Annotated in this window: 14 protein-coding genes, 1 tRNA gene and 2 pseudogenes; 13 read left to right on the top strand and 4 right to left on the bottom strand. The window is 46.0% G+C overall.

Going from position 1 to position 12,709, the window contains the following annotated elements; all coding sequences use genetic code 11:
- Positions 1-49 precede the first annotated feature (49 nt).
- Complete coding sequence (locus KE671_RS11660; RefSeq protein ID WP_206163090.1) at positions 50-388, top strand: DUF1889 family protein; 339 nt, start codon at positions 50-52, stop codon at positions 386-388.
- A 193-nt stretch (positions 389-581) separates the two neighbouring features.
- On the opposite strand, the pseudogene KE671_RS11655 reads toward KE671_RS11660, so the two are convergent.
- The 3 genes and pseudogenes from KE671_RS11655 to KE671_RS11645 all read right to left on the bottom strand — a co-directional run.
- Positions 582-1,077 (bottom strand): annotated as a pseudogene (locus KE671_RS11655) (transposase); the annotation flags it as partial.
- Positions 1,078-1,183: 106 nt separating this feature from the next.
- Complete coding sequence (locus KE671_RS11650) at positions 1,184-1,630, bottom strand: DUF3828 domain-containing protein (protein WP_206163089.1); 447 nt, start codon at positions 1,628-1,630, stop codon at positions 1,184-1,186.
- A 1-nt stretch (position 1,631) separates the two neighbouring features.
- Complete coding sequence (locus tag KE671_RS11645; RefSeq protein WP_206163088.1) at positions 1,632-1,994, bottom strand: CHAP domain-containing protein; 363 nt, start codon at positions 1,992-1,994, stop codon at positions 1,632-1,634.
- 684 nt (positions 1,995-2,678) lie between these two features.
- Between KE671_RS11645 and KE671_RS11640 the strand changes: the two are divergent.
- Positions 2,679-2,843 (top strand): annotated as a pseudogene (locus KE671_RS11640) (type VI secretion system tube protein Hcp); the annotation flags it as partial.
- Between the two features lie 430 nt (positions 2,844-3,273).
- On the opposite strand, the gene KE671_RS11635 reads toward KE671_RS11640, so the two are convergent.
- Positions 3,274-3,345 (bottom strand) — tRNA-Met (locus KE671_RS11635).
- A gap of 153 nt (positions 3,346-3,498) precedes the next feature.
- On the opposite strand from KE671_RS11635, the gene KE671_RS11630 reads away from it, so the two are divergent.
- The 11 genes from KE671_RS11630 to KE671_RS11580 all read left to right on the top strand — a co-directional run bounded on the left by KE671_RS11630 (position 3,499) and on the right by KE671_RS11580 (position 12,709).
- Positions 3,499-4,923: an integrase family protein gene (locus KE671_RS11630; RefSeq protein ID WP_206163087.1), complete on the top strand. Its 1,425-nt coding sequence runs from the start codon at positions 3,499-3,501 to the stop codon at positions 4,921-4,923.
- Positions 4,920-5,534 carry a hypothetical protein gene (locus KE671_RS11625; protein WP_206163086.1) on the top strand — a complete coding sequence of 205 codons (615 nt, stop codon included), beginning with the start codon at positions 4,920-4,922 and terminating at the stop codon, positions 5,532-5,534. The genes KE671_RS11630 and KE671_RS11625 overlap by 4 nt, the downstream gene beginning before the upstream one ends.
- 137 nt (positions 5,535-5,671) lie before the next feature.
- Positions 5,672-5,878, top strand: a complete 207-nt coding sequence (locus KE671_RS11620; protein WP_064542224.1) for a helix-turn-helix domain-containing protein — start codon at positions 5,672-5,674, stop codon at positions 5,876-5,878.
- Between the two features lie 10 nt (positions 5,879-5,888).
- Positions 5,889-6,554: a host cell division inhibitor Icd-like protein gene (locus KE671_RS23065; protein ID WP_432759332.1), complete on the top strand. Its 666-nt coding sequence runs from the start codon at positions 5,889-5,891 to the stop codon at positions 6,552-6,554.
- A complete protein-coding gene (locus tag KE671_RS11610; RefSeq protein WP_206163085.1) occupies positions 6,547-6,747 on the top strand; it encodes a hypothetical protein in 201 nt (66 codons plus the stop codon). Before KE671_RS23065 ends, KE671_RS11610 begins: the two co-directional genes overlap by 8 nt.
- A gap of 4 nt (positions 6,748-6,751) precedes the next feature.
- Positions 6,752-7,051 (top strand): DUF4222 domain-containing protein, encoded by a 300-nt coding sequence (locus KE671_RS11605; RefSeq protein WP_206163084.1) that lies wholly within the window; start codon positions 6,752-6,754, stop codon positions 7,049-7,051.
- Positions 7,048-8,466: a helicase RepA family protein gene (locus KE671_RS11600; RefSeq protein WP_071692239.1), complete on the top strand. Its 1,419-nt coding sequence runs from the start codon at positions 7,048-7,050 to the stop codon at positions 8,464-8,466. Before KE671_RS11605 ends, KE671_RS11600 begins: the two co-directional genes overlap by 4 nt.
- 438 nt (positions 8,467-8,904) lie before the next feature.
- Positions 8,905-9,396, top strand: coding sequence for a hypothetical protein (locus KE671_RS11595; protein ID WP_206163083.1), 492 nt, complete (start codon positions 8,905-8,907; stop codon positions 9,394-9,396).
- Between the two features lie 566 nt (positions 9,397-9,962).
- Positions 9,963-10,223, top strand: coding sequence for a hypothetical protein (locus tag KE671_RS11590; protein ID WP_071692241.1), 261 nt, complete (start codon positions 9,963-9,965; stop codon positions 10,221-10,223).
- A 727-nt stretch (positions 10,224-10,950) separates the two neighbouring features.
- Positions 10,951-12,105 carry a phage major capsid protein gene (locus tag KE671_RS11585; RefSeq protein ID WP_206163082.1) on the top strand — a complete coding sequence of 385 codons (1,155 nt, stop codon included), beginning with the start codon at positions 10,951-10,953 and terminating at the stop codon, positions 12,103-12,105.
- 43 nt (positions 12,106-12,148) lie between these two features.
- Positions 12,149-12,709 carry an HK97 family phage prohead protease gene (locus KE671_RS11580; protein WP_206163081.1) on the top strand — a complete coding sequence of 187 codons (561 nt, stop codon included), beginning with the start codon at positions 12,149-12,151 and terminating at the stop codon, positions 12,707-12,709.

Raw genomic sequence — 12,709 nt, 5'->3', positions numbered from 1 at the left:
CTTTGAGGCTGAAATCGGTTTAAGGTCATAGAGTAGTCTTGTGTTTTACATGGTAAATTTTAAGGATAAAAGTATGCCTGCAGTCATTGATAAAGCATTAGATTTCATCAACGGTATGAACACCTCGGCCTCATCTCCAGAACCTATGGATGAAAGCACGGCGAAAGGAATTTTGAAATATTTGAAAGAACTGGGCTGCCCGGCAAGCGCGTCGGATATCGTTGCGCGTGGGGAGCGGGAGGGGTGGAACCCTGGATTTACGCAAAAACTGGTTAAGTGGGCTGAGAAGTTTGAAGCCGGTGAACGGGTTTTGATTAGAGACCCTGAATATTTTTCATTGTACATGCGCGAGCAGCTTCAGGAACGGGTCGAAGTTGAGCGTGCGTGAAGCCAACAACCTGCCTTGATGCTCTTGCCTGCCAGGGAAGAGCATCCCTTTCTCTGTATTACCGCTCGAGAGTAACTCATTGAATTTGGTGGCCCCTGCTGGACTTGAACCAGCGACAAGGTGGTTATGAGTTTTGGTAATATAAATCACTATTTTTGCCTTGTGAGGAAAAACAAGCAGTTAAACTTCAAGAAACTTTCCCATTATGACCAACTTTTACAACAATGCAGTCTAGGCAGTCCATATAAACAATGGCATACAGCGCATCCAACTGCCGGTTTTGCCACTTAGTAATGTGCTCTTTTACCGCACCGGTGACCTTAGATATCAGCGTGGGTGACACTTCTGCATCGTACAGCTATTTGACGGTGGTGACGATTTCACGAGTGGTCATGCCTTTGGAACAGAGGGGTAAAATCTGGCTGTCCATCTGGATAATGCGTGACTGATACATCTTAATCAGCTGCTGTTCGACGGTATTTTCACGATCACGTGGCGCGTTCAGTTCGATCTCGCCGTCATCGCACTACACCGTTTTGGTGAGTAGCCATTACGGGGGTCTGGCCTGTTTTAGGTGCATTTTTCTCATGCCCGAGATGGTCTGTCAGTTCCGCATTGAGCGCCGCTTCGACGGTCAATTTCATCAGCATACGGGAAAATTGATTGAAGTCGGCTCCAGTTTTAAGCCCTTAAGTCTCAAAAAACGTTAGCATGGTGGTTCTTGCTTTCCGGAGAACTGACTGGGATATACGCGAATGTGCTAATATACCGTACCCCTTTCAGACCGTCGCCCTGTTAATTTTTTATATTTCTCGAAAACTCAACACGGGATACCGATTGCACTTTCCAGGCTCCATTTTCTATGATCATACAATCAATGACGATGTGATCTTGCTTTTTCCCGAAGGCGATATACACGTTAAAGCATATCGGATCTTTGTCTCCGGCTATTGCATTCACATTGTTGGGCCAGTCATCGCCAACATACTGCGCTTTTAAAAAAATATCTGCGTTGTAAAAAACTTCATCGGCATAACGAGGATCTTGTGTCCGGCGAAGTTTTTTCATGGTTGATTCAGTGACGTATTTATCAATTTCTTGGCTATCAGTAATTGGAAAGGCGTCATTGTTGATTTGGTTGACATACCATCTGTTGAATTTAACAGCTTGTTGTACAGGATCGCTCTGGTTAGCCAATGCGAAGCTCGCGTATAGCAATAAAAGGGATAGGGCTTTTTTCATATTAGTAGTGCCGATAAATTGTGATTTTTGGCTGTATTTGGCGATATGTCGGCCCGGGATAAAGTGTTCTTTGTTTAAAATCTGAATACCATGTTCCCGAGCCATCGTAGATGCAGGCGTGCCCGTGTTGATCTTCACCTGGTAATGCATCTATAACCGCCACATCGCCTTCAATGAGTGTTCCATAAACTTTGACGAAACCCGCGCTCTCAAGAGAACGCCAAAAATCTTTGGCATCGGCACCATTAATTTTCAAACCCCCTGCCCGGATGGCTGCTGCAACAGCCCGGGCGCAATAACCGGTACTTTGCTGGTGTGCGTGTCTTCTGGCATATGACACTGCCTCATGTTTATCCCATGACATAACACCTCCTTGTTAATAATTTGGATAATTTACAAAGAAACATTACACCGAAGTGCTATTCACTTTTGTAATAAATAGTGAATTCAGGTTAACCAGTATCAATTTATTTTATATATTTTTTAACAGTATTATTTATTGTTATTTTTATCTATGTTTCATATGGAAGAAAAAATGCCGCGCTCACAGGCAACGGCTATCGAAGTGTTATGCCTATGATGCGGGAATTGACGCCGCTACGGTAATAGCGGCTCAAGTTGAGCCACTAAATTACTAAAGGTACTCCGGGGTATCGCCCATCCACGAGGCGGCGCACGCACGGAAAACGACTGGTTTTTGCATTTCATTGGTATCATCATCATCGACTTAACTTATTGTTATTTAATGTGGTGAATTTTCAATGATGGTGAGTTGTTTATTTTTTTGTTCATCATCCGACGCGCCGCCAGCCCATCGAGTCAGCCTGCTTTTTTAATTTCGCGGGTGTGAAAATTTGATGGGGTGGCCATCTGCTATGCTGGCGCGCCTGGCGATTCCATGCCCCCTTAATAGATTGAGTGCAATTATTTATATGAATTATTCATAGTAATAATTTATCGAGGTTACTGGGCTTATAAAAAATTACATTTTGTCAAATTCAGTAGCTGTAAGGTTTGGTTTGTTTTTCAACTAAATCGAATTAATAAAATGGTTATGTCGGCTTATTTATGGCTTAAAGACGACGGCGGCGCGGATATTAAAGGCGGTGTTGATGTAAGGGATCGCGAGGGAAGCATAGAGGTGCTCGGGTTCGCTCACGGCTTGTTCCTGCCTACCGACAATAATACGGGCAAGATCACCGGAATGCGGGTACTTAGATCCCCGGAGTACCACTGGAAAAAGCCAGAGCCGCGCCGAAGATAGAGCACAAAAATTCGGACTGTTCTTGACGGAATAAGAGGTATATGGCGACCCCCCCTTTCCCTCAGTCTGAAGAAAAGCCCCAACTGGCGAAAACAAAAAGGCCGCGCTTCATCGGTGACTAACCTCGCCAATGGTGAGATTATGGTGATAAATACCAGTCTTTAGAACGGGAAACAGGTACGTATCCAAAGCGCGCTTTTTTCTGCATACTTTGTGCGGAAGAAATGGTGATGGAAAAAGTTGTTTGAGTTTGTAGCAGAAAGTGCGGCGTAACCTATGACCGGTCATAAATTAACCATTAATCACTATAGTTACCGTTTCAAAATATCCTGGAGGATTTGGGGCTGGCGATCGGCTTTCCGCCAGCCCTTGCTATATCTGGTGGCCCCTGCTGGACTTGAACCAGCGACCAAGCGATTATGAGTTAGAATGCAACTTCTTACCTTAAAGTACTTATCTATAATTTTCATTAACTTAATTGATATTAAAGTACTGTATAAATAACCAGAAATACTCTAAAATACTCCTTTGCGGTATCCTATAGGTATCCTAGAGCAAAACAAGCGATTTTCAGGATACCCCGATCGCTTGGTGTGGAGTGTTTGTGGAAACATTCAAATTTACGAAAACTAAGCTCGAAAACCTCCCACCTGCCGAACGTGGCCAGGTTGAGTACGGCGATACCATCGTTAATGGCCTGCGCATCCGTATTGGTACCAGTGGTGTGAAAAGCTTCTGTATCTCACGTAAGAGAAATGGAAAATTCATCCGGGCCACGCTGGGCCGTTTTCCGGATCTTACTATTGATAATGCCAGGGCAAAGGCACTCGAAATGTTGGGTGACGTAGCGACCACCGGGAAAAATCCTAATGTGGAAAAGCGTGTCAATGAGAAGGCATCTGTCACGCTTGCTGATGCGCTGGATGCCTATATTAAGAACCGTGGCCACCGCCTTAAACCCACAACCGAAAAGCAATATCGCGCTATCTTGCAAAATTACTCCGGCGACTGGATGAAACAGTCCCTCGCTACTATTTCGCGTGATCGTGTTGAGCATCGTCACAAAGCAGTAACTGATGGTTCAGTCTGGTTTGGCGCTGATAAAGAAACGCTCAGGGCTGGGGTAGGAAGCGGTAGCAAAGCTCAGGCTGACCTGTGGGCCAGAGCTCTACGCGCCGTATATCGTTTCGCACATGATCATTATCGTGATGAAGAAGGGAGAACGCTGTTACCTGACCCGCCAACATTGGTGCTGAGTACAAAGCGTCAGTGGCATGGCACGATCAGAAAGACAGAGCGCATCCGCACCCATGACTTTGCTCGTTGGTTAAATGCCGTCGCTGTAGTTCGTGATAAGGCCGAAGAAGGACGAGACGATGTAGCTGCCGCAATATGTGACGCTGTAGAAATGTCGATGTTCACCGGGCTGCGTAAATCTGAAATATTTGAACTAACCTGGAATCGGGTGAATATTGGCGGTCGTTATTTCTGGATAGATACCACCAAGAATGGCGATCCGCTCGAGCTGCCTATCACTGAAACTCTGCTGAATCTGTTCCGGCGCCGACTGAAAATGAAAAACGGAAATGAGGCTTTAGTGTTTCCTGGAGTTAAAGGAGTCATTAAAGAATATCGCCATGTAATTGATCGAATCAGTGCCGCCACAGTCCCAGACCCCAATCCTGATTTGCTCCAGCCAATCCCATTCAAATGGCACGATGCCCGCCGTACTTTCGGTACTGTCGCCGAGCTGGTGGGCGTTGGTAGTTATATCCTCAAACGACTGATGAACCACCGAACGATGCGTAGTGCAGATGTTACTCAGGGCTATCTTCATTTTGGTGCTGATGAACTACTCGAGCCAGCTACCCGAATTGAACGGGCCATCCTAGAACATGCCGGGCTTGTGAAAAGCAAGAAAGCCATCGATGCACAATTATTGTCTGCGTTAGGCAATTTGACTGATGATGAGAAGCGTAAGATGCTTTTTGAAATACTAAGCCAAAATCATATGCAGGTTAAGAAATGAGTTATTTAAAACGAGTGGATGCCGAGCATGTGGCCAGTATGCTTGCATTTCAAAAATTGGCAAAAAGCTATTCTTCGGAAAATGCAGATGAGCATGTAAAATTTATTGAAAAAGAATTAGCTGGAAAAACTATCAGAGAAAAAAAGTGGATAGCGAGTAGCCTTTCCGAAATGCAGATGGAAGAGAAAACCAGACCATTATCGGATGATGAAAATGTGTTGGTTAAGGCTGTGAATGTTTTGGCTGTACTTGGATATACAGACCTCGCCAAAGAGTTAGGCGCTTTGGCTGATAGGTTTGGGCGATGCGTAGCGTTATCGGATATTTATATTAATCACATTATTGACGGTGCTGTTAAAAAAAATAGAAGTGATGCAGCTTCAGGGCACCGGCATCATTTGCATGATGAAATTGTGGCGATTATGAAAGTTACCTGGGAGAGTAATCCCGCTTTATCTAAAAAGAAAATGATCGCAAAGTTGATGAACCGTTATGAGGGACGAGTTGATGAAGGAACGGTAGATAGCTGGATAAAAAAAGAAAAGTTATTACCTCCTAAACCTAAGAAATACATTAATTCTGATTTGGTTTTTCCACCGGATTACGCATAGCGCTAGATTACAAAATAGGGAGGGGGAATAGCTGATACCCCTCCCCATAAGTAGCTTTCCATCCTGAATATTTGCTTCTCACCTTATTGGCGAAAAATCAAAACATTAGAGTGAACCAATAATACACGGAGCTACTTATGCATTTGGTTGAATCGAATTATTCTAAAAGACTCACTCGTAATGAGGCCGCAGCTCATCTTGGTGTGAACCCACAGACGCTGGCAAACTGGGCGCATACTGGCAAGGTAAAAATTCCCTTTCATAAGGTCGGTCGGAAGGTCATTTACTTCAAGTCTGATCTGGATGCTTATCTGGATTCCACCCGCAGAACGCAGACGGTTTAAGGGGCTGGATATGGCAAATAAAACAAAGGCGGCCATGCCGGGCCGCCAGTGTAATCAAACGAAAATAAATCATGGACAGATTACCAGGCTTACTGCTGGTGGTCAAAATCAGCCTTTTGGTTCGATGCCCTGTCGGCGCAATTCCGCTCTACCTAACTCCTTCAGCCAGTTACTGGTACTGGTGTTCTCAGCTTGTGCTAGCTCATCAAATTGCTTGCGTAATTCAGCAGGAATGCGGATTGGTAGCATTGGTGACTTGCCGCCACCCTTAGGCTGTTTATCTCGAGATATTGACATGTATATGCCTATAGGTTTATGGTTAACTCAAATAGGCATATACACTAACATGTGTGAGTCTATAAAAACAACGCCCCGTAGTGCTAGGAACACATACAGGGCGTCTGACCACAAACCGTTAATTGGAGTAACGACTATGGCTGGAACACAGCATACCCAAACTCACCCCAAATTTACATGGCTATTCCTCGGTATACCGAAGGGCCAGACTTGCACACCCGTAGTGATCCGCATCGCCGCCGACACGGAGAAAGAAGCCAGAGAATGGTATTCCCGCTGGGATCTGACTTTTGCCGCAAAGATTCGCTCTGAATGCTCTCTGTTCCAGTACGCCAGCGGTGCTTATGAATTGAATGTGATGGGAGGGGTTCATGGATAGTCAAATTCCGATGCTGAACGTCTCACTGCATGTCTCCCCTAATTTTTCCGGTCGTATTTTGCTTTATGTTGAAAACGGCTTAGTTAAAGGAGATACGGTATTACGTCCGGATGAAATTATCGGTACACCAGTACTCTTTGATCACATTCTCGAACGCGCCGGTTATCGCGTAACGCCAGTCAAAAAGGACTAACGCCATGAAAAAGAAAATTAACAGCTTAACTGCTGGTGGCCAGACTCGGCCTGAAATCCTTCCGGGCGATATTTTCAAGGATAACCGGGGCGAACGGGTAAAGGTGAAAATGGTTACTGATAACCGGATTACGTATATCAGGGAGGGTTATTCCGGAGAGTGTGTTTTCCCGGTCGAACGATTTGAAAGGGAGTTCAGTCCGGTAAAACGGCAGACGTTCAGCGAATGGTACAAGTCGAATAACACAGCAGAAAAAATTCAGTATTTGCGGGCTTTAATTGCTGCTAAGAGAGCGGGCAAATGAAACGTGCTCCGAACTTAAAATTTTTGCCAAAGGAAAAATTTACAGAGGCAATCATTTTTGCCGGGGCTGATGCTTACGCTCATGCAAAGGGATGGGAAGAGGGCCTGGGTAAGCAAATTGCAGAAGATACCACGCCTCCTATCTATCTGGGGCCAAAGCAACTGGCTGAGCTGGACAACCTGCAAATTATTGATAAGGGGCGGCATAGTGCTCGTGTATATCTGGCAGGGAACATTGAACCGAGACTGATAAACGCCATTGGCGAGAAGCTGGCGCGGGCAGGAGTGCAAGATGCCAAGCTATACAAGGGGATTCCCGACCACCAGCCGGAGAACTGGAAAGAGTATCTTTCACGTTTGCGCGAACGGATTGAGGATTCTGTACTAGAGGATTCTATGCGTCATAGTTTGCCGCTGAGCGTTGGATCTGATGGATATGACCAAGAACAAGATTACACGCTAAAAAGTTATCTCCCTGCAAACAGCCTGAGCAGTATTTACGGTCCCAGTGGATCTTACAAAAGTTTTCTAGCTGTATCCTGGGCCTGCCATGTTGCGGGAGGATTTAAATGGGCTGGAAAATCTGTCTCACCAGGTGCTGTGATGTACGTTGTTGGAGAAGGGGGGATCGGTGTTCCACGCCGTATTAAAGCATGGGAGAAATTGCATCATGTGAAGCTGAATAATCTTTTTCTGGTCAATCGTCCCGTCTTCCCGGTGCGTCGTGAGGAAACAGAAGAGATGATAAAAGCTGCAAAGGATGTGAAATCCCGAACGGGACAGCCGGTACGCCTGATCGTCGTAGATACGCTGGCCCGTTGTTTTGGCGGTAATGATGAGAATGATGCCCGGGATATGGGGGCGTTTATTGAAGGCTGCGACGTTATAAAGCGTGAAACCGGAGCCACATTACTAGTGGTCCACCATTCTGGGAAGGATGATACAAAGGGAGCCCGGGGCTCCAGCGCATTCAGGGCTGCACTTGATGCAGAGTTTAACATTCGGCGTGAGGGGGAAGGTGGGGCAATAATTCTTACCTGCACCAAGATGAAAGATACAGAAGAACCCAAACAAGCTGCTTTCGATTTGCGTACGGTAGAACTGTTCACCGACCGCGATGGTGAAATAGTCTCGTCGCTGGTTGTTCGTGATATACCACGTGAAGCAAGAGAGTTGGACCCTGAACTGGCGGAGATTAAGAATCTGACGGGCAATCATGCAGCACTCTGGCAGAGTATTCGTAGCAGAAAAGCAAAAGGAGAAACATGCAACAAAGCTGTTTTGCGTGATGATATGGAGGCCATGATGGGAGAGAAAGCTAGAAAATCCTTTCACAAATGGCTGGAGAAACTGATCCGCGATGGGCTAATAGAGGTCGATTATCAAGGCGTGATTACAATACTCTCAGGTGAATAATTGCGGCAGCAAATGCGGTTGGTGCGCTAGTTGTTTTAAATCTGCGCTGTTGCCGCACTTATTTCATATATACCTGGAAAAAGTGCGGCGGCAAGTTGGTATGCTCTCAACTCCGCATGAATACTGGGTTTATACCATTTCAACCAATCTCGCTTGCCGCACTCATATGCGGCAAAAGAAAATGCGGCGTGAAATGCGCAAAGAGCGGCAAGGGTGATATGGATTTTAGAACTTAAGCGAGCAAAGGTACTGTGTACACTTTGATTCAACTTGTTCGTACTACAGCATCGCTATTCACTCCTCACCACTCCAATTCACAATACTATGCTAATCCTACAGATCTTTTAAAGATCTTGTGTGTTGTGATCTTGCGCAATGAGAAATGTTGTGCCATTATTCTTGCATGTTGAGCTCTATAAGCTTAAGGAGGTTAGAATTATGGACTTATCCAAGGCTAACTTTTACAGTTTTATCGACCAGTATGCTGACATCACTGGTGCGTCACCAAGCACTGCTGGTAACGTTCGTAGCGTTTGCTACTTAGTCAAAGCTTTTATTTCTGACCATGTGCCTGCAGATGAGTGGGATACGACCGGTATCATTAACACTTACGTTATGGCCAATGGTATTGCTGAGGATACGCAAAAATCCTACATCAGCCGCTTTAACGGAGCTGTCGCAAAATTTATTGCGTATGAGAAAGGCGAAGATGTGACCGTGAAGCAGCGTAGATCGCCTGTGAAAAACAACCAATCATCGCCGGTCAGTTTGCAGAATACTTTAGTAAAAACCTTTGAACTGCCGATTCCTCTTCGTGACGAACTTACCGTAATCATCGGTAATCTTCCTCGTGATTTGACCAAAGACGAGGCGAGAAGGATCAGTACCATTATTGAGTCCTTTGCGGTTTCACAGCCAGCAAGCGACTAAACAAAAAAGCCCTGCTGGGGAGCAGGGCTTTAGGGGGAAGAAAATGGATTTTCTTCCAGAGTGCAGATTAACTGCGTCTCTTTAAGTATCAGAACTTAAGAATAGCGGTTAACCTGCGTAGTTACAAGGCTGGATGGGATTACAGCTTGTACATAAAAACAGGTAATGTTTATGGCTAACGGAATCTGTCCAAAATGTGGTAACGCTTGTGAGGTCATCTTCAGACCCTACAAACGCAACCCTGACGGGACCCTGAGTTATCCTAAACGGGCGAAGGTATTTGCTATCCCCGTGTGCAACTGCTAAGCGTTAGTTGCTTTGAAATCAACCCGACTTCGGTCGGGTTTTTTGTATTCAAAACATCCTTCTATCCGATAAATTGTCTAGCGGTTCTACTTACCTAAATAATCAAACAGTTATCAGCAATTGATGTAATAGACAGTATCGTATACTTTAAAGTTTTCTTTGTTTTTTTAATGCATTGAATTTATTGGTTAATTTGCAACATCAGAAAGGCTAGATGTTTAAGGGGTATTTATTTAATTTTATAGGTCTGGAGTCGAGATATGCCAATCACCAATGAAGAACGTATGGAACATATGGAAAAGTTTAATCTAACCAGTTTGGACACAATGTCTACTGCTGATTACCGGGAGGCATTAGAGCAAGAAGCTTTTTTTTGGGACGATCCGCACGGTTTCATTATGCATACTCTTTCTGGGGAACGTATCGTCACAAATACAGAACAACTCGATGCCTTACTTGAGCATTTGGAAGGATACAGGGCTCTGTTACCAGACCCCCCGATGTGTATGAGCGAGAAGTAAACAAAGGCCTAGGTAAACTCTAGGCCATGTTAATCACTTTGGTGCCAGCTTTAATCTACCACTTGGCTGAGTGATTGCGGATCTTCCTGGTGGTATTGCTATGACTCGGCCATCAGTACCTTGTCTTGAAGTATATCCAGCAGGAATAGCGACTACTCTACCATCAGTACCCTGGCGGCTTGTTGCACCTGGCGGAATAGCCACAACTCTACCATCGGTTCCTTGGCGACTTGTTCCACCTGGTGGAATAGCTGTAACTCGTCCATCGGTGCCTTGTCTGGATGTCCATCCGGAGCGAATCTCAATTACTCGGCCATCAGTACCCTGCCGAGAAGTTGAACCTGGGCGTAAAGGTACTACCCTTCCATCTGTTCCCTGACGAGATGTCCAACCATCAGGAATTGTTATTTTCTTACCATCTGTTCCAGTACGGCTAGTTGGCATAAAAACTCCTTTAAACTTTTTTAAGTACGGCCCTGCGGTATTCAGACTACTCCTAATTGATGTTTTTTGTAAATTTTTATTACTTCTTTTTACCCACTGCTACCCCAATCTCTTACTGGGGTTTTCTTTATATTTTTCATGTATATCTTGAAGAGTGGCACTCAGACGTGAGCCGCCACTGTCCACCCGGTTCTTCCGGCAGATCCGCGATTTTCTCTCCGGGTGGACATCCCTTAAAGCGCTGGTTTCACGTCTTAACATTCATTGTTACGGAAACCACTCCATGAAGAAATTACTCGAATTACGCCAGCAGAAAGCTGAACTCAAAACGCAGATGCGTAACCTGCTTGAAAAAGCCGACAGCGAAAAACGCAGTCTCACCGACGAGGAGGGCACGCAGTTTGATGAACTCCGCTCCCGCGCCCAGACACTCGATACTGACATCAGCCGCTACGAAGCCATTGCCAGCGAAGAACGCAACCAGCCGGGTCACCCGGTGAACGATAACGGCGTAAGCAACGACGAACTACGCACCTACATTCTGACCGGGGAAGCCCGCAGCCTGTCTACCGGCATTCCGGAAGATGGCGGCTATACCGTTATTCCCGAACTTAACAAACAGATTATGCAGCAGCTCAACGATGAGTCTGTTATGCGCAAAATCTGCACCGTGAAAAAAATCGGCAGTAACGAGTTTAAACAGCTTGTCTCTGTGGGCGGAGCGGGGGTGAACCACGGCGAGGAAGGAAAAGCTCGTGGTGAGACAACTACGCCGAAACTGGAAGAAGTCAGTATCCGACTCTTCCCGGTTTACACCTATCCGAAGACTACACAGGAAATCATCGATTTTTCTGGTGTGGATATCATGGGCTGGCTGTCCTCTGAAATTGGCGATGCTTTCGTTGATACCGAAGAAACGGATCTGGGATCCGGCGACGGCGTGAAAAAAGCGAAAGGTTTTCTCTCTTATCCCCGCAGCCAGGACGGAGACAAAACCCGCCCGTTCGGTACGCTTCAGTCCGTTACAGGTGCTGCACTAAATGCCGACTTACTGATTGATCTGAAATTTAAACTCCGGGCGAAATACCGAAAAAATGCTGTATGGGTGATGAACTCCAATATGGCGGCCTCCGTTCAGAAACTGAAAAACGGTAACGGGGATTACATCTGGCGCGACCGTTTACAGGCAGGTGATCCGGATACGCTGCTGGGCCTCCCTGTTGAATATCTCGAAACCATGCCGGACAACCTGATCGGTATTGGCGACTTTAAACGTGGTTATTTCATCATTGACCATGAGACAGGCACCCGCACCCGCCCGTATAACATCACCGAACCAGGCTTTATCAAAATTCATACGGATAAATACCTGGGCGGTGGTGTGGTTGATTCTGGTGCCATCAAGCTGCTCGAAATCTCTGCTTCCTCCACCAAATAACTCACAGGGGCTTCGGCCCCTTTCTGGTCTTATGGAGTCCGTTATGGATACCGTTAATTTTGAAATTCGCACCTCAGAACTTATCGCCAAAGAGCGCAGGCTGGTGGGTTATGCGGTGTGCTGGAACAGCCTGTCAGAAATCATCTGGGACGAATTCCGCGAACAGTTTACGCCGGGGGCATTTTCCGGCTATCTCACTTCCGGTAATGATGTGCGCTGTTTATTTGAACATGACTATACGCAACTGCTGGGGCGTACCAAATCCGGCACGCTGATACTGACGGAAGATGATACGGGTCTGCGATTTGAACTAACACCACCCAATACACAGTTAGGTAATGATGTGCTGGAGCTGGTGGAACGGGGCGATATAGAAGGCATGTCGTTTGGATTCCGGGCGTTGAAAGAAAACTGGGATATTACCCAGTCACCTTATCTGCGTACCGTCACCGCTGCTGAACTGCGTGAAATTACGATCACTTCTCTGCCTGCTTACCCGGAGTCCGGTGTGGAAATTGCACACCGCTCGCTTTATTCCCAGTATCCGGAGTTACGCCGCGCTGGCGATAACCGCCGACGCTGGGCCGAACTTGTGGAGATCTGA

Origin of the sequence: Citrobacter amalonaticus, assembly GCF_018252635.1 — a bacterium.
Classification (GTDB): domain Bacteria; phylum Pseudomonadota; class Gammaproteobacteria; order Enterobacterales; family Enterobacteriaceae; genus Citrobacter_A; species Citrobacter_A amalonaticus_E.
Note: the sequence above shows the minus strand (reverse complement) of the source record. Positions and strands in the feature narration are given on the sequence as shown.